The 21,159-nt window shown below is 63.2% G+C and carries 20 protein-coding genes; 10 read left to right on the plus strand and 10 right to left on the minus strand.

What is annotated here, in order from left to right:
- Positions 1-119 precede the first annotated feature (119 nt).
- From KHZ24_02495 to KHZ24_02505, 3 genes are all read left to right on the plus strand, one after another.
- On the plus strand, positions 120-998 hold the full coding sequence (locus KHZ24_02495) for a 4Fe-4S binding protein (protein MBS5450072.1): 879 nt from the start codon (positions 120-122) through the stop codon (positions 996-998).
- Complete coding sequence (locus KHZ24_02500; GenBank protein ID MBS5450073.1) at positions 982-1,527, plus strand: TlpA family protein disulfide reductase; 546 nt, start codon at positions 982-984, stop codon at positions 1,525-1,527. Before KHZ24_02495 ends, KHZ24_02500 begins: the two co-directional genes overlap by 17 nt.
- A gap of 163 nt (positions 1,528-1,690) precedes the next feature.
- The gene (locus KHZ24_02505; protein ID MBS5450074.1) at positions 1,691-2,167 is read left to right on the plus strand and encodes a YhcH/YjgK/YiaL family protein; all 477 of its coding nucleotides are present in this window, start codon (positions 1,691-1,693) and stop codon (positions 2,165-2,167) included.
- Positions 2,168-2,231: 64 nt separating this feature from the next.
- Here the strand turns inward: KHZ24_02505 and KHZ24_02510 are convergent, their stop codons facing one another.
- Entirely contained in the window at positions 2,232-2,525 is a 294-nt protein-coding gene (locus KHZ24_02510) for a putative addiction module antidote protein (protein MBS5450075.1), read from the minus strand.
- A complete protein-coding gene (locus KHZ24_02515) occupies positions 2,422-2,823 on the minus strand; it encodes a type II toxin-antitoxin system RelE/ParE family toxin (GenBank protein MBS5450076.1) in 402 nt (133 codons plus the stop codon). The genes KHZ24_02510 and KHZ24_02515 overlap by 104 nt, the downstream gene beginning before the upstream one ends.
- Positions 2,824-3,192: 369 nt before the next feature.
- On the opposite strand from KHZ24_02515, the gene KHZ24_02520 reads away from it, so the two are divergent.
- Genes KHZ24_02520 through KHZ24_02530 form a run of 3 tightly spaced genes read left to right on the plus strand, consistent with a single transcriptional unit; the run spans position 3,193 to position 5,812 of the window.
- Positions 3,193-4,167, plus strand: a complete 975-nt coding sequence (locus tag KHZ24_02520; protein MBS5450077.1) for an ABC transporter ATP-binding protein — start codon at positions 3,193-3,195, stop codon at positions 4,165-4,167.
- Positions 4,164-4,961: an ABC transporter permease subunit gene (locus KHZ24_02525; GenBank protein MBS5450078.1), complete on the plus strand. Its 798-nt coding sequence runs from the start codon at positions 4,164-4,166 to the stop codon at positions 4,959-4,961. The genes KHZ24_02520 and KHZ24_02525 overlap by 4 nt, the downstream gene beginning before the upstream one ends.
- Positions 4,962-4,975: 14 nt before the next feature.
- Positions 4,976-5,812 carry an ABC transporter permease subunit gene (locus KHZ24_02530; GenBank protein ID MBS5450079.1) on the plus strand — a complete coding sequence of 279 codons (837 nt, stop codon included), beginning with the start codon at positions 4,976-4,978 and terminating at the stop codon, positions 5,810-5,812.
- Between the two features lie 197 nt (positions 5,813-6,009).
- Here KHZ24_02530 and KHZ24_02535 read toward each other — a convergent pair whose 3' ends face one another.
- The 6 genes from KHZ24_02535 to KHZ24_02560 all read right to left on the minus strand — a co-directional run bounded on the left by KHZ24_02535 (position 6,010) and on the right by KHZ24_02560 (position 14,256).
- Complete coding sequence (locus tag KHZ24_02535) at positions 6,010-6,960, minus strand: formate dehydrogenase accessory protein FdhE (protein MBS5450080.1); 951 nt, start codon at positions 6,958-6,960, stop codon at positions 6,010-6,012.
- Between the two features lie 454 nt (positions 6,961-7,414).
- Complete coding sequence (locus tag KHZ24_02540) at positions 7,415-8,203, minus strand: cytochrome b/b6 domain-containing protein (GenBank protein ID MBS5450081.1); 789 nt, start codon at positions 8,201-8,203, stop codon at positions 7,415-7,417.
- Positions 8,204-8,228: 25 nt separating this feature from the next.
- Positions 8,229-9,245 (minus strand): 4Fe-4S dicluster domain-containing protein, encoded by a 1,017-nt coding sequence (locus KHZ24_02545; protein ID MBS5450082.1) that lies wholly within the window; start codon positions 9,243-9,245, stop codon positions 8,229-8,231.
- Positions 9,246-9,257: 12 nt separating this feature from the next.
- Positions 9,258-12,458 carry a molybdopterin-dependent oxidoreductase gene (locus KHZ24_02550; protein MBS5450083.1) on the minus strand — a complete coding sequence of 1,067 codons (3,201 nt, stop codon included), beginning with the start codon at positions 12,456-12,458 and terminating at the stop codon, positions 9,258-9,260.
- Positions 12,459-13,154: 696 nt separating this feature from the next.
- The gene (locus KHZ24_02555) at positions 13,155-13,661 is read right to left on the minus strand and encodes a flavin reductase (protein ID MBS5450084.1); all 507 of its coding nucleotides are present in this window, start codon (positions 13,659-13,661) and stop codon (positions 13,155-13,157) included.
- Positions 13,662-13,677: 16 nt separating this feature from the next.
- The gene (locus KHZ24_02560; protein ID MBS5450085.1) at positions 13,678-14,256 is read right to left on the minus strand and encodes a xanthine phosphoribosyltransferase; all 579 of its coding nucleotides are present in this window, start codon (positions 14,254-14,256) and stop codon (positions 13,678-13,680) included.
- A 336-nt stretch (positions 14,257-14,592) separates the two neighbouring features.
- Between KHZ24_02560 and feoB the strand changes: the two genes are divergently transcribed.
- Positions 14,593-16,977, plus strand: a complete 2,385-nt coding sequence (gene feoB, locus KHZ24_02565; protein ID MBS5450086.1) for a ferrous iron transport protein B — start codon at positions 14,593-14,595, stop codon at positions 16,975-16,977.
- Between the two features lie 26 nt (positions 16,978-17,003).
- Here the strand turns inward: feoB and KHZ24_02570 are convergent, their stop codons facing one another.
- Complete coding sequence (locus KHZ24_02570; protein ID MBS5450087.1) at positions 17,004-18,263, minus strand: putative ABC transporter permease; 1,260 nt, start codon at positions 18,261-18,263, stop codon at positions 17,004-17,006.
- A gap of 303 nt (positions 18,264-18,566) precedes the next feature.
- Between KHZ24_02570 and KHZ24_02575 the strand changes: the two genes are divergently transcribed.
- The 3 genes from KHZ24_02575 (at position 18,567) to KHZ24_02585 (ending at position 20,709) form a co-directional block, all read left to right on the plus strand.
- A complete protein-coding gene (locus tag KHZ24_02575; GenBank protein MBS5450088.1) occupies positions 18,567-18,938 on the plus strand; it encodes a GntR family transcriptional regulator in 372 nt (123 codons plus the stop codon).
- 74 nt (positions 18,939-19,012) lie between these two features.
- Positions 19,013-19,999, plus strand: coding sequence for an ABC transporter ATP-binding protein (locus KHZ24_02580; protein MBS5450089.1), 987 nt, complete (start codon positions 19,013-19,015; stop codon positions 19,997-19,999).
- On the plus strand, positions 19,996-20,709 hold the full coding sequence (locus KHZ24_02585) for an ABC-2 transporter permease (protein MBS5450090.1): 714 nt from the start codon (positions 19,996-19,998) through the stop codon (positions 20,707-20,709). The genes KHZ24_02580 and KHZ24_02585 overlap by 4 nt, the downstream gene beginning before the upstream one ends.
- 11 nt (positions 20,710-20,720) lie before the next feature.
- Here the strand turns inward: KHZ24_02585 and KHZ24_02590 are convergent, their stop codons facing one another.
- Positions 20,721-21,041: a toxin-antitoxin system HicB family antitoxin gene (locus KHZ24_02590; protein ID MBS5450091.1), complete on the minus strand. Its 321-nt coding sequence runs from the start codon at positions 21,039-21,041 to the stop codon at positions 20,721-20,723.
- Positions 21,042-21,159 lie beyond the last annotated feature (118 nt).

Consider the following 21,159-nt stretch of genomic DNA (forward strand, 5'->3'; position numbering starts at 1 on the left):
GAAGGCGCCGGTGGTTCTTGTAGCGGTGGCAATCGGCATGATAGCGGTCGGCGCTGCGCGTGGAGAGGCCGCGACGGTCCTGAGCAAAGGAATCAACCTGTGTTTGGAGTGCGTCGGCATTGGCTGAGAACAGACACCGCTGGAAATTCCAGCTTGCTGCCACCCTTGCTTCAAATCCCTTTATTTTGAACTTCCTCCAGGGGAAGATCCATAGGGGCAGCTCCAAGATCATATGCATTCCCGGCCTGAACTGCTACTCCTGCCCTGCAGCTGCCGCCTCTTGTCCCATCGGTTCTTTGCAGGCTGTGATCGGATCCTCAAAGTTTAGCTTTGCCTATTACATCGTGGGCTTTCTGATTTTGATCGGCGTGCTGTTGGGCCGCGTCGTATGCGGATTTCTGTGCCCCTTTGGGTGGTTTCAGGAGCTGCTGCACAAGATTCCTTCAAGGAAGTTCAGTACGAAGAGGCTGCACTTCCTCACCTATTTCAAATACGTCATCCTCGTCGTATTCGTGATCGTGCTCCCCATGACAGTTGTCAATGAGGTGGGTATGGGTGACCCGTTTTTCTGTAAGTACCTGTGTCCCGTGGGAATCCTGGAAGGCGGGATCCCTCTGTCACTTGCCAACGAGAGCATTCGGGCGAGTTTGGGGAGCCTGTTTACCTGGAAGAGTTGCGTCTTACTGGGCATTATCGTACTGGCGGTGTTCTTTTACCGGCCGTTTTGCAAGTGGATGTGCCCACTGGGGGCGTTTTACGCGCTGTTTAACAAAGTCTCGCTGTATCAGCTTCGTGTTGATGCAAGTAAATGCACCTCCTGCGGTACGTGCGGTCGGATGTGCAAGATGGACGTGGACGTATTCCGCACGCCAAATCATATGGAGTGTATCCGGTGTGGGGACTGCATTCGCGCCTGTCCTCATCAGGCGATCAGCAGGGCTTTTTCTTTAACGTCTCTTAAAGAAAAGAAGGGTCAGGGATATGAAAAGGCGAATTAGCGTCCTTGTGGCTTTGATTATGAGCGTAGTTTTGCTGACGGGGTGCGCTGCCCAGGAAGCAGATCTGGTCTCGAAGACCCCTTTCCCGGAATTCTCCGAGGTAGATACCGAGGGCAATACCATCACGGATGACATTTTTGCCGACTATGACGCAACCGTTGTCAACTTCTGGAATAACGGCTGTGGCTCCTGTATTGCAGAGATGCCTGAGTTGGAAGAGATGTACCAGGACTTCAAATCTCAGAATATCAACCTGATTGGCGTCGGGGCGGATTCCGGCGAGAGCGAGGAACAGTTGGCAACCGCGCGGGAGATCCTGAGAGGGAAGGGCGTGACCTACCGGAATGTCTCTCCCGACCCGGAGAACGACTTCTACAAGGACTTCATAGCGGGGTTGTTTACCTATCCGACCACGTACATCGTGGATGGCGAAGGGAACATCGTGGGCGCCCCGATCTCAGGCAACGTGAAAGATCAGTTTGACACCGTGCAAAAAAGGATCGACCTCATTCGAGAGGAAGACAAGTAAAGAGAATCTGTTGCGTGAAAGGTGATAATCGCGCTCCAAGAAGACTCTTCGACTTCCCTTAGGTAATTTGCCGCGTCTGGAGTGGGTGTGTGACGTGCGGGAGTATCATGCCCTGCGAGTTCATTCCGGGGACGACTGGGCGTTATTGACGGGGGAGATACACATGATCATCGACCAGATCGACAACATCGATCGCTATCGCGGCTTTGCGAAGGGGCTCGACATCCTCATTGACTGGATGGCGGCGCACGATTTCAAGGCGCTCGAGGTGGGCAGCCACCCCATCATGGGCAAGAAGGTGTTCGCCAACGTCATGGAGCCCACAACGCGCCCGCTTGACGACGCCCACTATGAGGTGCACGCCCGCTACTACGACGTGCAGATCGACGTGCGTGGCCGCGAGGCGTTCAAGGTGGCGCAGGGCGAGACGACGCAGGTCAAGGAGTTCGACGCTGCGGAGGACTTCGGCCTGCTCGATGCCGAGGCTTGCATCGACGGCGATCTGGACGAGGGCCGCTTCGCCATCTTCGTGCCCGGCGAGGCCCACATGCCGACGCTGCAGTTCTCTGGCGATGGCGCGCAGCCCATCAAGAAGATCTGCTTCAAGGTCGTCGCCGACGCCTTCTTCGACGAGGCGTAGGGTTTCGACCGACGAACGAGGCGCAGGCCCGCGACCTAGGATAACTTCTGGGTCGCGGGCCCGCTTATTTGAGGGGCGTGACGTGGAGCTGCAGCCCCAGAGCTCGCAATACTTTCGAGATTGTTTTGTACGAGGGATTCGCTTCGGCACGTAGTGACTTGTAGAGCGACTCGCGTCCCGCTCCGGCCGCATTTGCCACGCTGCTCATGCCACGTGCCCGCGCGACGTCGCCAAGCGCCTCTTGGAACAGGTCCTCATCGTCTTCTTCCATGGCGAGGTTGAGGTAAGCGGCGATGGTTTCCTCGCTTGTTAGGTAGCGCGCCGGATCCCACAGGATCGTTTTCTGGCGTTTGCCCATTCTCGCGTCCTTTCTCTTGAGAGCGTGCGAGCTTACATGCCCTGGTGATGTCGCGCTGCTGCGTCGATTTGTCTCCACCTGCCAGGAGGAGCAGGAGCGCAGGCCCCTTTCTCAGCGCATAGACTCGATAGCCTGGCCCCGTTTTGATTCGAAGCTCGAGGACATTTTCCTGGACAGGTTTCCAGTCGACGGCCTCAATGCCGTGTTTTCGCACCCTTGTTATGCAGAATATGATGGCGGCCTGGCCAAGCGGGTCCTTTAGTCGCCGAAGCCATCGATCGAATTGCAGAGTCGTCATCACTTCCACGGTACTCCTCCTAAATGTATCCAATCGGATACGCTATAGCAAGAAGGGCGGAGGCTCTTTTTTGAGCACGCCTGATTTGTCTCACATACGCAAGCATGGTGAATCCCGTATGACAGATGCCTGCTCGGAATATGGCGAAGACCTGACAGAGCAGGTAGAGTGCGACGTCAGCTGGGAAGCTCACGAAATCCGTTCACCGGGGAACCAACTCGGTAGGCTCGTGTGGGGAGTACTGACGTGGCGGGGCGATGAGATCGCGTTGAAAAGGCCTCTCGTGGGTGAGCAATATCGTATTTTCTTTCTGTGCATTTTTGTGCGAAGGCATTTTGCCGGTTAAGTTGCATGCAGAAGGGGATTGCCATGCCAAGGGTCGTAGGTGGGGCTTCCGTAGGATACGGAGTGCAAACTCCAGCTATCGAGTGTCGCGGCCTGACGAAACGCTACGGCTCGCACCGCGGTATCGAGGGCGTCGACCTCACGGTGGAGCGCGGCGAGATCTTCGGGTTCATCGGGCCGAACGGCGCCGGCAAGTCCACGACGATCCGCTGCCTGCTCGGGCTTGTGCGCAAGACGTCTGGCGAGGCTCGGGTGCTGGGCTTTGACATCGAGCGCGAGCGCACGGCTATCCTTGCTCGCACGGGTTACCTTCCGAGCGAGGTGGCGTTCTATGACCGCATGCGCGCCCGTGAGCTGCTGCGTTACGCCGCGAGCTTCTACCCTGACAGCGCGGCGTGCCTTGAGCGGGCGCACGAGCTGTCGGAACGCCTCGAGCTCGACGAGGACGCGCGCGTGGACGACATGAGCCTGGGTAACCGCAAGAAGGTCGGTATCGTCGTGAGCCTCATGCACGCGCCCGACCTCCTCGTGCTTGACGAGCCGACGAGCGGGCTTGACCCCCTTGTGCAGCGCGAGTTCTTCGACATCGTGCGCGAGGAGAACGCGCGCGGCGTCACCGTACTGTTTTCGAGCCACGTTCTGTCGGAGGTACAGCGCATCTGCGGTCGCGTCGCGGTCATTCGCCAGGGGAGTATCGTCGATGTCCGCAGCGTGGCCGAGCTCAGGACCAGCGCGATCAAACAGGTGCGCGTGTTGACGGGCGGTGGGCGCGAGGAGTCGTTTGTGCATCAAGGCTCGTGCAACGCGCTTGTCGAGCGCCTTTCTCGGCTCGATGTCGCTGATCTCGAGGTGGGTGAGCCCTCGCTCGAGGAGTTGTTCCTGCACTACTACGAGGATGGCGCTGAGGAGCCTGACAGCGCTGACCATCCTGTGTCTCGTCGACGTTCTGGCTTGGGATTGCACGCCGAAGCACCGCGGCGCAAGGGCGGCCTGCGATGAACGTATTCGCTTTTGAGCTGCGCCGTCAGGCGCGCAGCCTTCTGACGGACTGCCTTATTGTGGCTGCGGTGGCGATTGTTCTCCTTGCGGCCTGCTACCCGGTGTACCACGACGCACGCGACCAGGTCGAGGGGTTGCTGGCGGCGTATCCGCCCGCGTTTCTCGAGGCGTTTGGCCTGGGAGCCGACGTGTTCTCTTTCGCGGGATTCTTCCGGTTCTCCTATCTCTACCTGGCGCTGTGCGTTGCCATAGCAGCGAGCGCTTGGGGGCTTGCCGTCTTTGGACGCGAGAACCGCTCGCACTGTGAGTCGTTTCTGCTGGCTATGCCTGCGTCGCGACCCGCTCTGTTCGCTGGCAAGCTTGCTGCCTGCCTCGTGTGCGTTGTTGTGCTTACCGGCGTGGCGGAGTTGGCGTGCGTCGGTTCGTGGGCGCTTGTTGACGTGCAGGACGTCTCGGTAGGACGCGTTGCTCTGGCAGCGCTTGGCCTGGGCGGTGTCGCACTCGTGTTTCTGGCGCTCGGCATGGTGGTTGCCTGCTTTGCTCGGCGTCTTCGAGGCGTGGCGGGCATTGCGACGGCGCTGGGCGTTGGTGGGTTCATTCTGTATGCACTCCCGGGCCTGTTTGACGACGAGCGTCTCGCGTACCTCTCGCCGTTCTCGTGGTTCGCGCTGTCAGATATGGCGGGGGCAGGCGGCTACGACCTCACGTACGTCGGGGTAGCGCTGGCCGTCGTCATCGCGCTCGCGGCTGTAGCTTTCGTGCGCTTCGTGCGCCACGAAGCTCGGGTTGCTTAGGGAGGGATGAATCTATGGGACAGCATATCTTTCTGCCGCAGGTGTTCATCCGCGAGCTGCGCGCCAACGCCCGGTCACTTGTCGTATGGTCGCTCGTTATGGCGTTTTTCATGGCCGTGGGGACGGTGAAGTACAGCGGGGCCGAGGGCGGCGGAGCGCAGATGGGCGAGCTCATCGCTCAGTTTCCACGCATCGTGCTCGCCGTGTTCGGCATGGGTGATGCTGCTGACGTTGACATCGCGTCGTTTCCCGGGTTCTACACGGTGCTCTGGTTCTACGCTGCCCTTATCATGGCGGCTTCGTCCGTGTCGTTCGGGCGCTCGGCCGTGACACGCGAGATAGCTGACGGAACCTGCGAGTTTCTGTTCGTGCGGCCGGCGGCGCGTGCTGCCGTGCTCGCGGCGAAGCTCTGCGCGGCGCTTGTCTGCGTTGCCGTGCTGGCGGGGGTGGGCTGGCTGGCGAGCGCCGCGACGTACCCGACGCTCGGGCTTGACGCCGACGAGAGCGCTCTGTTCGTGCGCGCGACGCTGGCCTTACTGTGCCTGGGCGCCGTCTTTGGGAGCTTGGGGGCCGCGTGTGCCGCAGTGATCCCGCAGGTTGAGCGGGGAGCGCTTGCGGGGAGCTGTCTCGTGCTCGTGGCATACCTTGCCGCCGTGGGGCACCAGATGTTCGCGGGCGAGAGCTGGGCTGTCGTGCTGCGCGTGCTGTCGCCGTTGCGCTGGCTGCTGCCGGACCAACTTGCGCAAGGCGGGATCGACCTCGGGTTCGCCGTTCTGGCAGGATTCGTAGTCTTGGCGGGCGGGGCGCTGGCGTTCTCTGCCTTCTCGCGGCGCGATCTTGCGACTCGATAGCGCCGTTGGGTCGCGCACCTTGCGTCGAGTGTGGGCTGACGAGGATCTCTTCGCGGCGGCTTGAGGGTTTTGCCGAGCGTTTTCGCAGGTAGGTTGAGACTTTTGTGAGCTTGCGTTTACAAAGAGCCGGCCGTCAGCCCGCATTCGACGAAGGGCGGGCCCGCGGCTCGGGGACGCGGGCCCGCCTGGCGTGCAACCTACTGACGTGCGTCTGTTGCCCGGGCGCGCTCGAGGGCAGCCTCGTACGCGGGGCTCTGCGCCACGGCGTCGAGCGTCGCCATGACGACGTCCTCGACCTCGGGTACGAATGCTGCTCCGATGCCCGTGGCGTCTGCGGCAAAGAATGTGCGCGTGTAGCGTCCGCACTCGTCGCAGGCGTAGAGACGATGCGCGTCATCCCCCTCGATGCTGACGTAATGCAGCTTCTCCTGGGAGCGCGTGCCGCAGTGTGGGCAGCGGACACGCTCGACCTCCCACGTGGCGCCGCACTGGCCGCAATACAGGATGCGCCCGTTGCCCGAGCTCGCCGGCGTCGGACCCACGTAGGCGAGCGTCGGCTCTCCGCCACAGCACGGGCAGCGCAGCGGCTTGGCGTGCGTCGTGTAGCCGGCGAGTGCCGCCTTCTGCTCGGCTGCCATGACTGAGCTCTGGGCAGGCTCGAGCAGTGCGCGCAGGCCCAGCGAGAGCACCATGAGGATCGTGTCGGCTCCGGCTGCGCCCTGCTCCTCGAGCTTGCGGGCAACCAGCGCGAGGTAGTCGGCCGGATCGCTGCCGGCAAGCGAGATGTCGGGTACCACGCTTGAGAGCTGCGTCCAGTCGAAGGCCTGCAGCGTGGCGACGTCCTCGTCGTCGATCCCCGCGTTGTCGGCGATGTAGGCGGCCAGCTCCGTGCAGACGCGGGTAAGCGTTTCGCTGTCCACGCTCACGGGCGCCTGCGCGAAGACGGGTGTTGCGTCGTCCCAGTACCACGCGTCGAGCTGGTCGAGCTCGGGAACGGTGTACGCAGGGGCTCCCGACGCGGCGAGCCGATCCTGCGCCGCCTGCTGGATGCCCCAGATTCCGCGAAAGAATGCGAGCCGTGCCTTGCCCGCGTCGTCAAGCTCCGTATCGCGCGCCGCGATGGCGCCGTCGATGCGCTTTAGGTTCATGGTTGTCCCTTCGATTACGTAGCCCGGCAGGACTGCCGAACTGAGGGGATGCTAGGTGGTCTCAAATACGGGAGCCTGTGCGTACGCAGCGCTTTTCCGGCCAGAAAGGCCGGTCGTGAACGGGTGCCCAACGGACGCAGGCGAGACGCGCACCAAAACCGCAGGTGGTTGACGACCGGCGTTCGCATCGGCGGGCGTTTCCGTCGCGCAGCCAGTTCACGGCCGGCATTTCTGGCCAGGCAAGAGCCGTTCGCGTGCAGTCGCGGTCGCCGAGCCTGTCTCTCGCTCGCAACTTTGGTCGCCGGCCCTGTCCCCGGCGGCTGCCTCGCACCCGCGGTCGCTGCCCGCGCCGACACGCCGGAGCTCCCCGTGCGAAAAAGGCCGCATCCCGACACGCTCCAGGGATGCGGCCCTCCTTCTTCGTGGTCGGTCTCGCCAGGTCCAGGCGTACGCGCTACTTCTTGTCGCGCGAGCCCTTCTCGACGTAGACGTTGCGGCCGTCGGCGATCTCGCGGCGGGCGTACTTGCCCCAGTGATACAGGGCGTCGCTCTCGGAGACCTTGCCGTCGCCCCACATGATGCGAGCCGAGCCCTTGTACGGCTCGAACACGCCGCCGCCGATGTAGGCGTGGGCCAGGCCGAACACGACCGTCAGGATGAAGAACAGGTCGTGCAGGAACTTCCAGACCATCATGAGGCCGGCGGGCTGAGCCAGAATCGTGTCGCCAAGCAGCAGGCCGATGCCGGACACCGCCATGACGAGGCAGCACAGCCACAGCATGCCGTCGGCGAAGCGCTGACCGCTCTTCGTGTAGTCCTGGTCGGGCATGTGCGTCTTCTTGCAGGCGAGCAGGTACGGCGCGAACTTGAGCAGCCACACCCAGTCGTCCTTGTTCCACGGGTGGAACAGGTTGAAGAAGATGTGCTTGACGCCCTTGGGAGCCATGATGGCGCTGACGAGCGGCACGACGACAAACAGGATGCCCAGAACGCGGTGGGACATGCGCAGCACGAACACGACGTTGGCGCCCACGAGGTTGGACAGCGGCTGCGCCAGCACGAACGCGCCGGAGATGGCGAGCCAGATGCAGGTGATGACAACGCACGCGTGCGTGATGCGGGCCTGCAGCGACGTGCGCTGGATGTAGCGCTCGCCCTGCGGGATCTCGGCGGGGTCAACCTTGACGTGCGACTCCGTGTGCGGCTTGCCGTCCTCCGAGCCGAGCCACTCGACGAAGCTCATCTTCTTTTTCGTGGTCTCTGCCATGCTACTCACCGTCCTTCCCGTGCTTGTCGGCCGTATCGGCGCCCACGGGCTTGCCGTCAAGCGTTTCGAACTTGTCGTTGACGTGTTTGCGCAGCGTCTTCGTGCTCGTCTTCTCGACGTGCCAGTGCTCGGCCGACGCACTGACCTCGCTCGGGTCGACGTGCTTGATGAGCTCGCCCGTATCGACGTCGATGATGTCGCCCGTCTGCGGGTTGTACTTCATGTTGGCGCGCGTGTAGCCGTGGCCCGTCGCGTACGTAAACGCCAGGCCGGCGATGACGACGACGGTCGCGATGCCGGCGACGGGCGCCGCATACTTGCTCAGCGAGGCATAGAACGGCAGCTTGGGATCGGCCAGCTCGCCGTGCTTCTCCAGGCCGTACTTGAGCACGGAGATGACGTGCAGGCCACCCATCTCTTCGGCGCCGTAGACGCAGGCGTCCTCAAAGCCGCGGGACTTGAGCACCTCGACGCGCTCCTGGGCCTTGGCAAGCATCTCGTCGCGCGGGCCGAAGTCGAGCGCCTCGGGCTGGCACGTCGTGACGCACGCGGGCTTGAGACCCTGACGCACGCGGTCGATGCAGCCGGTGCACTTGTTGATGATGCCGCCGCGCGGGCCGTAGTAGCGCGGCACGTCGTACGGGCACGCGAGCGAGCAGTAGTGGCAGGCGATGCACTTGTCGTCCTGCACGACGACAAAGCCCGTCTCCTCGTCGTGCGACAGCGCGCCCGTCGGGCACACGTCGACGCAGCCGGCGTCGGTGCAGTGCTTGCACGAGCGGCGGGAGAACGCCCACTGCACGGGCTTGGGCGAGCCCTCCGGCGCGTCGAACTCGCTGAAGAACTGGACGAGGCGCGTGTCGCCGTTCAGGTCGGCCGGGTTCTGGTACGTGCCCGTGAACTCGTTGGCGTTCAGCTCCGTGGGGGAGGGCAGGTTGTTCCAGCACTTGCAGGCGACCTGGCATCCCTTGCAGTTCGTGCAGCGGGAGGAATCGTAGTAGATAGCGCTATCAGCCATGGTCGGTCCCCCTTACGCCTTCTCGATGTTGACAAGGAACGCCTTGTACTCAGGCGTCTGCGAGTTGGGGTCGCCGACGTTGGGCGTCAGGTCGTTTGTCGTGCTCTCGCTCGTGCCGAACACGCCAGCCCAGCTGTAGTGGTGCGTCATGCCGATGAGGTGCTGCGTGTTCCCGTTGACCGTCAGCGGCTTGAGGCGCTTCGTCACGACAGCGTCGAGGATGACGGAGCCGCGGTTGTTCCACACGTGCACCTTGTCGCCGGCGGCGATGCCCTTCTCGGCGGCCAGCTCCTCGGAGATCTCGATGAACTGCGCGGGCATGGCCTCGACGAGCGCCGGGCACATGCGGCTCTGGCCACCGGTCTGCCAGTGCTCCGTCACCGAGTACGTCGTGGCGACGATCGGGTACTTGCTCACGTCGCCGTGCTGCGTCGACTCGTAGTCGCGGCCGAGGAACACGGGGTTGTTGAGCGAGCCGTTCATGATGTTCTCGGACAGCGGCGTCTCGAAGGGCTCGTAGTGCTCGGGCAGCGGTGCGTCAACCATGCCGTAGCTCTCGAGGCGCGCGTTCTGCTCCCACAGCATGAAGAAGGCGTTGTTGTTCGGCTCGACGGGCTTGCCGTTCTTGGCGGCCGTGAAGTCGCCGACGTCCACCTGGTTCCACTCGGAGCCCGTCCACTCGACGAGCACCTTCTCGGGGTTCCAGGGCTTGCCCTTCGTGTCGGCCGAGGCGCGGTTGTACAGGATACGGCGGTTGGCCGGCCAGCTAAACGCGTAGTTGGAGTACAGGCCGATGCCGCTCTTGTCCTCGTTGTCGCGGCGGCCGCACGGCTGCTGGGAGGCGTCGAGCGGGGCGTCGTTGTTGTTCCAGAAGCCGGAGTAGATCCACATGCCGCAGGCCGTGGAGCCGTCGGCGCCGAGCTCGGAGTAGCCGGAGAGCAGGTCGACCTTGCCCTCGGAGAAATCGGTGCCGTCAACCTTGTAGCCGTTGAGCGCCCACGCAACCGGGCGCGGGTCGATCTTGCCGTCGACGTAGTAGTCCCACTTCGTCTTGAGGATGGGGTCGGGGTTAGCGCCGCCCTCCTCCTCGTACAGCTTGCAGATGCCCGTCCACAGCAGGTCGATGATCTCGTAGTCGGGCTTGGACTGTTCCCACGGCTCGACGGCCTGGTAGCGGTACTGGATCCAGCGGCCCGAGTTCAGGATGATGCCCGGCTTCTCGTAGATGAGGGCGCACGGCAGGTAGTAGACCGTCGTGTTGATCTGCGACGGGTCCATGTCGGGGGCCTTCCAGAACGTCGCGGCCTCCGTGGGCACCTGGTCGGTCACGACGAGCCAGTCGAGGTTGGCCATGGAGCGGCGGACGTTGCCCGTGTTGGGCGCCGAGTGACAGGGGTTCATGCCCCAGCAGAAGTAGCCCTTGATGACGCCCTGCTGCATGAGCTCGAACGTCGAGATGTGCGTGTAGTCCTGGTCGCCCGGCTTGCTCGGTACCTTGGGGAACCAGTCGTAGCCGTAGTCGTTGTCGACGGTGGCGTTCTCGCCGAACCACTCCTTGAGGAAGCTGACGAGGAACTTCGGCTTGTTCGTGTAGTAGCCGTCGGAGTACGTCTGGCTCTCGAGCCACTTGCGCAGGCTGGAGCGATCTGTCGTGTTGGCCCACTTCAGGTAGCCGGGCAGCTCGTTGACGAGCATGCCCATGTCCGTGGCGCCCTGGACGTTGGGCTCGCCGCGCAGGGCAGCGACGCCGCCGCCGGGGATGCCGACGTTGGCCAGGAGCAGCTGCAGCACGGACATAGCGCGCGTGTTCTGGGCGCCGTACGTGTGCTGCGTCTGGCCGAGGGCGTACAGGATGACGCCGGCCTTGCCGGGGGCCGCCGTGGAGGCGAACGTCTCGTAGACGCGCTGGAGCTGCTCTTTGCTCATGCCGCAGATCGAGCAGACCGTGTCCATGTCATAGCGGCTGTAGTGCAGCTTGAACTGCTGGTAGACGCACATGGGATCCTGAAGCGTCATGTCGCGCTTCACGACCTCTTTCTTCGGCGTCGTGAACTCGGGCACGCCGTCCTTCTTGACCCAGGCGTAGTCGCCCTTGTCGGACGTGTCCCAGTCCTCCTCCTTCTCGACCTGGTAGTGCCACGTCTCGTTGGAGTAGGTGCCCGTCTCCTCGTCCCAGCCGGAGAACAGGCCGGTTGACGGGTCGAACTCGAAGCCCTCGTTCAGCAGGTACGAGGCGTTCGTGTAGTTGAGCAGGTACTCGAAGTTGTAGTTCTCCATCGTGCCGTTGTCGAGGTAGTCCTGCAGGCCCGGCTCGATGAGGTTCTCGACGATGTAGTTGTACAGGCCGCCGTAGAAGGCGATGTCCGTACCGGAGCGGATGGGGCAGTAGATGTCGGCCATCTCCGCCGTGCGCGTGTAGCGCGGGTCAACGACGATCCACTTGCCACCGTTCTCGTGGGACTTGTGGATCCAGCGCGAGGACAGCGGGTGGTTTTCGGCGCTGTTGGAGCCGATGTTCATGACGACGTCGGCGTTCTGGAAATCGCACCAGTGCGTCGTCATCGAGCCACGACCAAACGAGGCCGCCAGACCGGCGACCGTGGGGCCGTGTCAAACGCGCGCTTGGTTGTCTATGGCCACGATGCCGAGCTGGCGCATGGCCTTGAGGATGAGGTACTCCTCTTCGGAGTTCTGCTGAGAGCCGCCGAGGCTGGCGATGGCGGGCGTGCGGTTGACGGTCAGACCGTCCGCATCCGTCTCTTCGAACGTCTCGTCGCGCGTGTCCTTGACCTTGCGCGCGATCTCGGCGACGGCGTCCTCCCAAGAGATGTCCTCCCACTCGGAGGAGCCGGGACGGCGCACCATCGGCTTGGCGACGCGGTCGGGGTTCTTGACGACCTCGCGAGTCTGCGGGTCGACGATGTTGCGCAGCTGCGACATCGTGGCGCCCTTGGGGCAGAGGCCGCCGAAGTTGATGGGGCTGTCGGGGTCGCCCTCGAGGTTGATGAGCTCGCCGTCGCGCACGGAGCACAGAGATCCGCATCCGCCTGCACAGTAGCAGCAGATGTTCGTGACCTCCTCCGTGTTGGCGAGCTTCCACTCCGTGGGTGACTCGACGGCCAGCGCCTTCGATTTGGACGTCAGCCCGAACGCCATACTACTGGCGATCGCCGCGCCGGCAACTTTGAACAGACCACGACGCGTGAGTTCCATGGCTCTCCCTTCCTTTCCTCTCTCCGAAAAACCGAACGAGCCTCATAGGATGCGAGCATGTTGCGCAGGTCATGCAGTGCGCAGAGGCATTGCGTAGCCTCGCGTAACTTGCTCAAAAGATAGGGTCTTCCTTGCTGTTAAAGCCAGATCGAAATTCAAAAACACAATTATGACATTACGATATTAATGATAGGAATTATCATATACAACTATATATAAATATATTGAAATATTAATCTAGTGTTAAATGATATGAACGAACTATGTTCTCAAAACCGATATATCGTAATGGAATGCCTTAACTAAGAAAAATTTAGTAATGAACGAATTATGATTGTACACACACTGTATTACATGAAAGAAAAATAAAAACTGATGCGTTGCGATACCTTTAATATTGCAATAGACATACCAAAAAGTGTCGGTTTACACAATGGCTACCGTAGCCATCCGAATGGGGTCATGCTCACCCCCGAAGGGGGTTAGATGAATGTCACGACGGCGTACTACGCTCACATGACAAAAGGCGGGTCGAGAGATTTCACTCATACGAGTGGGAAAAATGCAACAGAAATCAGCCGTATGTCGGCGAGAGGAGCACATGCAAGCGCCCCTACGTGGCGGGTTACAATAAGCAGCTACAAAAAAAGCCGCCCCGGCCATGAGGAACCGAGGCGGCGTTCGTACGGTTTGGCCCTATGCGCGCACGAGGACGCGCTCGATGGCGCCGACGTACGACGTGTGGAGGTCTCCGTCGGGATAGACTTTGTCGCGCAGCCCGGTGTCGACAAACGCGCTGGCATCCATGTCCTGCGCGTAGAGCTTGCGACACACGAGGATGAGGTCCGCTTCCTCGAAGGACGTCGTGCCGTCCACGTACAGCGGCGTGAGTCCGGCCTCGGCGATCTTGTCGCTGTCGCGGCCCGATTTCGTGCCGAGCAGCTGCAGGGCGTCGCGATAGCTCTCGTCAAAGAACGTCAGCGTAAACGTGTCATTGGCGTCGACGAACTGCTTCGTGTAGCGCTGTGGTCGAATGAAGGCAAACGCGACGTTCTTGCCCCAGAGCACGCCCATGCCGCCCCAGCTCGCCGTCATCGTGTTGTGAGACGCCTCGTCGCCGGCCGTGACGAGCATCCACTCCTTGCCGATCTTCGTGAACGGGTTGAGCTGCAGCTCCGCGAGCTCGATGTCCTTGAATGCCATCGTATGCCTCCGTGTTCTATGCGAACGTGATCGTGCCCGTCGCCGCGTCCATGTCCTTGATGATGGCGAGCGACTGCAGGTTGAAGCCGCGCTCGCGCAGCTCGGCGCCGCCACGCTGGAAGCCCTTCTCGATGGCGATGCCGATGCCCTCGATGACGACGCCCGCCTGCTCGCAGATCTCGATGAGGCCGTCGAGGGCGCAGCCGTTGGCGAGGAAGTCGTCGATGATGAGCACGTGATCGCCGGCGGTGAGGAACTGCTTGGACACGATGACGTCGAAGTCCTTGTTCTTCGTGAACGAGTGGATCTTTGTGCAGTACTGCTCGCCGTCGAGGTTGATGGACTGGGCCTTCTTGGCAAACACGACGGGGACGCTATCGAAGTGGCGCGAGACGCAGCAGGCGATGCCGATACCCGACGCTTCGATCGTCAGGATCTTGTCGACGGGGCGCCCGGCGAACAGGCGTGCCCACTCGGCACCCATGCGGTCGAACAGCCCCACGTCGCACTGGTGGTTGAGGAACGCACCCACCTTGAGGACGCCGCCCTCCTTCACGACGCCGTCGGCTACGATGCGCTGCTCAAGCTCCTTCATGGTGGCCCTTTCTTGTCATGGGGACGCTGTCGGCTTTGCGTGCGGGGTTCGAGATCGCGAACCCTTTTGGTACCTCGCATGATAGCGCCCGTTGCACTGAGATTCGCGCACGGTGTGGTACCTCCTCGCGCAAAACGGGCTACAGGTGTGCCGAACTGCGAGAAAAGGGCCGCCTGGGCTATACTTCTCAGGCCGTGCGCCCCTGCGAGCGCGCGGCAGGTGGGAGAAAGGAAGGGCGGGGCCGTCGTGGGCCTCGCGCGGTACTTAAACGCAAAGAGGGGACGATTCATGGCGCAGGGTACGGGTCGGCGGGCCGAGTCACAGGACGCGTCGGGTATGTCGCTTGACACGCTGCCCATCGGCAAGGACGCCGTTGTCGCTTCCGTGGACTGCGCGGAGACGAGCCTGCGGGCCCATCTGCTCGACATGGGGCTGACGCCGGGCACCGAGGTCACGATGATGAAGGTCGCGCCTCTGGGCGACCCCGTGGAGATCCGCCTGCGCGGCTACGAGCTGACGCTGCGGCGTGATGACGCGGCCCACATCGCGCTGCGCGACGTCCACGAGGCGCACGTTCCCGGCACGGCCGGCTCCGGCGCCGAGCGGTCCTCGGTCCGCAGGCCTCGCGCGGCGCATCTGGCTCTGGGAGAGGGCCGCTACAGCCCGCGGCGCGATGGCTCGCAGGCGGAGCGCCGGCAGGGCAGCCCGCTGTCCATTGCTCTCGTCGGCAACCAGAACTGCGGCAAGACGACGCTATTCAACCAGCTCACGGGCTCAAACCAGCACGTCGGCAACTTCCCGGGCGTCACGGTCGACCGCAAGGACGGCCCCATCCGCTCGCATCCCGAAGTCACGCTGACCGACCTGCCGGGCATCTACTCGCTGTCGCCCTACACGGGCGAGGAAGTCGTGACGCGCGAGTTCATCCTGCGGGAGCGCCCAGATGCCGTCATCGACGTCGTCGACGCCACGAACATCGAGCGCAATCTCTACCTTACGCTGCAGCTTATGGAGCTCGACGTGCCGCTCGTCATCGCGCTCAACATGATGGACGAGGTCGCGGCAAACGGCGGGACCGTCGACGTCAACGAGCTCGAGGCGCAGCTCGGCGTCCCGGTCGTGCCCATCGTCGCCGCGCGCGGCGAGGGCATCGACGAGCTCGTCGAGCATGTCGTCAACGTTGCGCTGCGCCGTGAGCGCCCGGGCCGGCTCGACTTCTGCCGGCAGGACGGTCCCGACGGGGGAGCGCTGCACCGCTGCATTCACGGTATAGCCGCCCTCGTGGACGACCACGCCAGCCGCGCCGGTATACCCATGCGCTTTGCGGCGACGAAGCTTGTCGAGGGGGATTCGCTCGTGCGCGAGGCGCTTGACCTCGACGCGAACGAGGCAGATGCCGTCGAGCACATCGTGACGCAGATGGAGCGCGAGGCAGGTTGCGATCGGCTCGCTGCCGTTGCTGACATGCGCTTCGCTTTCATCGAGGCGCTGTGCGAGCAGGCGGTCGTAAAGCCGCGCGAGAGCCGTGAGCACCGTCGCTCCGTCGCTATCGACCGCATCCTGACGGGCCGCTTCACGGCGCTGCCCGTGTTCGCGCTCATCATGGCGCTCGTGTTTTGGGTGACGTTCGGCCTCGTGGGCCAGCCGCTCGCTGACCTGCTCGACGTCGGCGTCTCGGCGCTCATCGGGCTTGCCGACGAGGGGCTGCGCGCGCTCGCCATCAACGACGTCGTGCGCTCGCTCATCGTGGACGGCGCCCTGAGCGGCGTGGGGAGCGTGCTGTCGTTCGTGCCGGTCATCGCGACGCTGTTCCTGATGTTGTCCCTGCTCGAGGACTCGGGCTACATGGCGCGCGTCGCCTTCTTCATGGACCGGGCGCTGCGCCGCATCGGCCTGTCGGGACGCAGCCTCGTGCCGATGCTCGTCGGTTTCGGCTGCAGCGTACCTGCCATCATGGCGACGCGCACGCTGCCCTCCGAACACGACCGGCGCCTGACGGTGCTGCTGACGCCGTTCATGAGCTGCTCTGCGAAGCTGCCGGTATACGCGACGATCACCGCGGCGTTTTTCCCGACGAACGGCACCCTCGTCATGCTGTCCCTGTACTTCCTGGGCATGGGCGTCGGCGTGCTCGTGGCCCTCGCCATGCGACGCACGGCGTTTCGCGGCGAGCCGGTGCCGTTCATCATGGAGCTGCCGAACTATCGTCTGCCGAGCCTGAAGAGCACGCTGCTGCTTGTGTGGGACAAGGCGAAGGGCTTCATCACGAAGGCGTTCACGATCATATTCGCGGCAAGCGTCGTCGTGTGGTTCCTCCAGACGTTCGACGTTCGCCTGAACGTGGCGCCTGACCAGGCGGACTCCCTGCTGGCGGGCCTGGGCGGGCTCATCGCCCCGCTGTTCGCGCCGCTCGGCTTTGGCGTGTGGCAGGCTGCCTGTGCGCTGGCGACGGGCTTTCTGGCCAAGGAAAGCGTCCTGTCGACGCTGTCCGTGCTCGTCGGCGGGGCTGCCGGTGGGCTGGCGAGCCTGTTCACGCCGCTGAGCGCCTACACGTTCCTCGTGTTCGTGCTGCTGTACACGCCGTGCGTCGCGGCGATCGGCGTCGTGCGTGGCGAGCTGGGTGCGCGTTACGCGGCCGGCATGGTGGCGCTGCAGTGCGGCGTCGCGTGGGTCGTGGCGTTCGTCGTGCACACGATCGGGCTTGCGCTCGGCCTCGCGTAGCGCGCGCGGGGACGAGCGCCTTGCTCCTACTGCTGGCCGGTCGTCGTATCGGGCACGCGGGCCGCGTTCTCTGGGTTGATCGTCATGGACTGGAAGCGGTTCTCCATGTAGTCGTTGCCGAAGTGCGTGGCGTAGAACTGCTCGACAGCCGTCTGCGGCACTTTGCCGGACTCGCGCTCATGCCAGAAGTCGAGCGCCTGCAGCGTCATGAGGCCGTTGGCGACCATGAGCGCCGCGCACACGACGGTCACGGGATAGCGCAGTTGCCAGGGGATGAGGTTGATGAGCTTGAGCATCCTCGGCAGGCACAGCTTGATCCACACGACGCCGAGGCAGCCCCACATCGCCATGAACATGCCGTTCGTGCGGCCGTCGATGGAGAGGAACGTGCCCGAGTAGTCCCAGGCCGTGATGCCGAACGCCGTCTCCATGAACCAGCTCACGAAGAACTCGAATGCACCGCCGATGACGGCGCTCACGAGGAAGATGACGACGACGTTGGCGCACCAGAAGCGGTTGAGCGCCACGGTCATGAGTACGGCGCCGAAGCCGTAGATGGGCGAGAACGGGCCGAACAGCACGCCGGCGCGATCCTGGTAGACGCCCGGCTCGACGAAGACCATGTGGTAGACGACCTCTATGACGAGGCCGAGCACGCAGCAGACGATAAACGTCCAGAACAGGTTGAAGAAGTCGAGCGTGATGTAGCCCCTGCCCGTCTCGTCGCGGCCGAGCGTGCCCTCCTCGGCGTCCTCGTGCAGCTCCATGCGGCGCAGCTTACGGCGCAGATGGCGCTCGTCCGTCAGCGCGGGGTCGACGGTGACGGATATGGCGACGAGGATGACGATCTGGATGAAGTTGTCGAGCAGGTCCATGGACGGGCCGTTGAGCATCATGTCGAGGACGAGCGACGCGACGGTCGCTGCGATGAGTGCGTAGGCCCACTGCGCGGCATGCCGTTGGCGGTTGCGCAGCAGCAGGACGCCAAAGATGACGAGCATGACGGACGTGACCTGCGTCACTGCAAACGAGACGATTTCGATCACGAGCGTGAGCGTCGTGTCGTTGAGCTGAGGGAGGATCTGGTCGCGCAGGACGAACAGGCCCACGGCGAGGATGATCGAGAGGACAGCGACGCCGGCGCCCTGCAGTATGCACAGGATGCCGTATATCTTCATGATGAGGGGGATCTTCCCCCTCTTTTCGGATGGCTCCTGCGGATTCGGAGTGCCGCTCGGTGCGGGGCACGCGATGTCAGGCGTAGCTGTGGCGATGGCTTCGCTCATGGGTGTCTTGTCATCCCTTCGTGAGATCTCATGCTGACTCCGAAAAGTCCTCAATAGGATACAGGACACACCGCGCGGTAATGCGGCGTTTGCGTGGTCGGGCGGGGTTTTAGAGCAAAGAGATGACCTGGTCTTGCATGGCGAGCTGCTCCGTGTATACTGTGATTGTCGTATATATACACTATGTACGCTTGGGGACGCCTGAGGGTGCATTGAATGCCTGGATCGGGACGCCGAGCCGGGCACGGTGCGTCGGGGACGCCGGATGCGCCGACCGTGTACGGAAGCGAAGGGGCCTACGCCGTGGAGATCATCATCTCAAACGCGAGTACGAAACCGATCTACGAGCAGATCACGTCGCAGGTCAAGGGGCTCATCCTCGCGGGCGAGCTCAAGGGGGGGGAGCAGTTGCCCTCCATGCGCGTGCTGGCGAACGACCTGCGCGTGAGCGTCATCACGACGAAGCGCGCCTATGCCGACCTCGAGGCGGCCGGCTTTATCACGACCGTCCAGGGCAAGGGCTGCTTCGTTGCGGGTGGGAATCGCGAGATGCTGCGCGAGGAGCGGCTGCGTGACGTCGAGGCCTTGCTCGGCTCTGCGGTGCGCAAGGGGCGCGAGCTCGGTCTGTCCGACGACGAGCTTCTCGAGATGCTGCACCTGCAGATGGAGCCGTGAGGGGGTCGGACTCACGCTCAACAAACTCTCAATCTCAACGATAACGTTTTCATAGACCTTGAAGGTGAGCTGAAATGAATAGAACAAAGGGGCAGGTGAGCGCAGTGACGAGCGCGACGTTCCCCACTCAGCTTTCCCATGAAGGCGCCTGGGATGCTGGGGCGCTCATAGAGGCCCGCGGCATGACGAAGCGCTACGAGGGATTCATGCTCCAGGATGTCTCACTGCGCGTCGATGCCGGCACGATTGTCGGCTTTGTTGGGCGCAACGGGGCCGGCAAGTCCACGACAATCAAGGCCCTGCTTGGCCTCGTCTCGCTCGACGGGGGAGAGGCACGCGTGCTAGGGATGAGCCCGCGTGACATCGCGGCCCCGAAAGGCGCCCTCGTCAAGGAGCACGTCGGCGTCGTGTTTGACACGGTTCCCCTTCCGGCGTCTCTACGGCTCGATGGCGTGGCGCGCATCATGCAACTGGCGTATCGCACGTGGGACCAGAGGCGCTTTGAGGAGCTGTGCGGGCGATTCGGACTGGGCGCACGCAAACGCGTCAAGGACCTCTCTCGTGGCATGGGCATGAAGCTGCAACTTGCGTGCGCGCTGTCTCACGACGCGCGCCTGCTCATCCTTGACGAGGCGACGGCCGGCCTCGACCCGATGGCTCGCGACGAGGCGCTCGACGTGCTGCGCGACTTCGTTGCCGATGACGGCCACGCCGTGCTGCTCTCGAGCCACATCACGAGCGACCTGGAGAAGGTCGCCGATATCGTGTGCTGCATCGACGAGGGTCGCGTTGTGTTCACGCGCCCCAAGGACGACATCTGCGACCGCATGGGCCTCGTGCGCTTGCGCTCTCGCGAGCTCGACGAGCTGCGTGCCGCAGGGCCGGACGCCATCCCGGGAGAGACGCGGGACGACCGGGCCCGCGTGCTGCGGCAGGACATGGGCGTCGCGCTATGCGTGCCCGACCGCGCGGCGTTTGCGGCGCGCTGGCCCGAGCTCGAGTGTGAGCGCATGGGCATCGACGACTATCTGGGCTTCGTCCTGAAGGGAGAGCTGCTATGAGCGGCATCATCCGATCGGCGCGCATTGACCTCGTTTCGTTTCGCCACCTCCTCGTGCTGCAGATCTTCGTGTTTGCCGTGCTGGCGGTGTGCCTGAGCCTGCAGGGCGCTGAGGTGCTCGCCGCCGCCGTCGCGTTCGTCACTATCTACTCGCTCATGGTGTTTGGTATGAACCTTTGCGTGATGGATGACGCAAACGGGTGGAGCGCGTATCGCATGGCGCTGCCGCTCGCGCGTCGCGACGTCGTGCTCGGCCGCTTCGTTGCCATCGGGGCGCTGGGCGTGGCGGGCGTCGCCACGTTCCTCGCGGCGTCGTCGGTGACGCTGCTCGTCCAAGGGTGCTTGGATGGTCGTGGGTTCGGGGCGCTTGCGGACCCGTCGCTGTGGGCGGCCATGGGGGGTAGCTTGACGCTGGCGCTCGCGATTGGCTCGCTGCTTGTTGGTACGCTCGTACCGCTCTCTTTTCGCTTCGGGGCGCAGCGCGTCATGAGGGTGTACCCGATCGCCATCGTTCTGATCGTGCTCGTGCCGCTTTTTGTCTTGCAGCTTGCGGGTGACCAGATCATGGCTGGGCTCGATGACGCCGTGGCAACGCTGTCCACCTCAGGCGGTCTCGTGGCGCTGATGCTCGCGCTGCTCGGCGTTGCGGTCGTCCTCACGGCCATCAGCGCTCTGGTGAGCGTCCGCCTTTACCGCACCCGGGACCTATAGGGAGGGCCGGGCTAGACGCGTGACACGAGAAGCTGATTGATGGAGACGCCTTGCTCGGCGGCCTCCATGGCAAGCCGGCGGTGCTGCTGGGGCGTTATGCGTAGGGAGATCTTGCCAGAGTAGCGGCGCCTGCCAAGAGGTTCGGGCGCCGCCGCTCCCTCCTCCTGCAGATCGGAGAGGACGTCCTGGATGAGCGTGACGAGTCCTGCTAGCGCGTCAGCTTGCGAGTCTCCCACGTTCGAAAGACTGGGAAACTCGGCTGCGGTTGCGATGAAGGCGTGGTCTTCTTGAGAGTAAAACACGCGGAACGTGTACTCCTCAGCCTGATACATGCTCGGACTCCCATCTGTCCAATGCTGCAAGGATTTGTTTAACCTGATAGGGGCTTACGTAGCCGTCTTTGTTCTGAATGTTGATCCGGGGGTCGTCTTTCCAGGGCATCCTGTACAC

The sequence above is a fragment of the Coriobacteriia bacterium genome (genome assembly GCA_018368455.1).
Classification (GTDB): Bacteria; Actinomycetota; Coriobacteriia; order Coriobacteriales; family UMGS124; genus JAGZEG01.

Coding starts and splice junctions, on each gene's coding strand:
- KHZ24_02520 (MBS5450077.1), top strand. CDS start 3,193: ATGCCAAGGGTCGTAGGTGGGGCTTCCGTAGGATACGGAGTGCAAACT.
- KHZ24_02535 (MBS5450080.1), bottom strand. CDS start 6,960: ATGAACCTAAAGCGCATCGACGGCGCCATCGCGGCGCGCGATACGGAG.
- KHZ24_02525 (MBS5450078.1), top strand. CDS start 4,164: ATGAACGTATTCGCTTTTGAGCTGCGCCGTCAGGCGCGCAGCCTTCTG.
- KHZ24_02555 (MBS5450084.1), bottom strand. CDS start 13,661: ATGGCATTCAAGGACATCGAGCTCGCGGAGCTGCAGCTCAACCCGTTC.
- KHZ24_02505 (MBS5450074.1), top strand. CDS start 1,691: ATGATCATCGACCAGATCGACAACATCGATCGCTATCGCGGCTTTGCG.
- KHZ24_02570 (MBS5450087.1), bottom strand. CDS start 18,263: ATGAGCGAAGCCATCGCCACAGCTACGCCTGACATCGCGTGCCCCGCA.
- KHZ24_02590 (MBS5450091.1), bottom strand. CDS start 21,041: ATGTATCAGGCTGAGGAGTACACGTTCCGCGTGTTTTACTCTCAAGAA.
- feoB (MBS5450086.1), top strand. CDS start 14,593: ATGTCGCTTGACACGCTGCCCATCGGCAAGGACGCCGTTGTCGCTTCC.
- KHZ24_02585 (MBS5450090.1), top strand. CDS start 19,996: ATGAGCGGCATCATCCGATCGGCGCGCATTGACCTCGTTTCGTTTCGC.
- KHZ24_02540 (MBS5450081.1), bottom strand. CDS start 8,203: ATGAGCTTCGTCGAGTGGCTCGGCTCGGAGGACGGCAAGCCGCACACG.
- KHZ24_02560 (MBS5450085.1), bottom strand. CDS start 14,256: ATGAAGGAGCTTGAGCAGCGCATCGTAGCCGACGGCGTCGTGAAGGAG.
- KHZ24_02500 (MBS5450073.1), top strand. CDS start 982: ATGAAAAGGCGAATTAGCGTCCTTGTGGCTTTGATTATGAGCGTAGTT.
- KHZ24_02580 (MBS5450089.1), top strand. CDS start 19,013: ATGAATAGAACAAAGGGGCAGGTGAGCGCAGTGACGAGCGCGACGTTC.
- KHZ24_02530 (MBS5450079.1), top strand. CDS start 4,976: ATGGGACAGCATATCTTTCTGCCGCAGGTGTTCATCCGCGAGCTGCGC.
- KHZ24_02515 (MBS5450076.1), bottom strand. CDS start 2,823: ATGACGACTCTGCAATTCGATCGATGGCTTCGGCGACTAAAGGACCCG.
- KHZ24_02545 (MBS5450082.1), bottom strand. CDS start 9,245: ATGGCTGATAGCGCTATCTACTACGATTCCTCCCGCTGCACGAACTGC.
- KHZ24_02510 (MBS5450075.1), bottom strand. CDS start 2,525: ATGGGCAAACGCCAGAAAACGATCCTGTGGGATCCGGCGCGCTACCTA.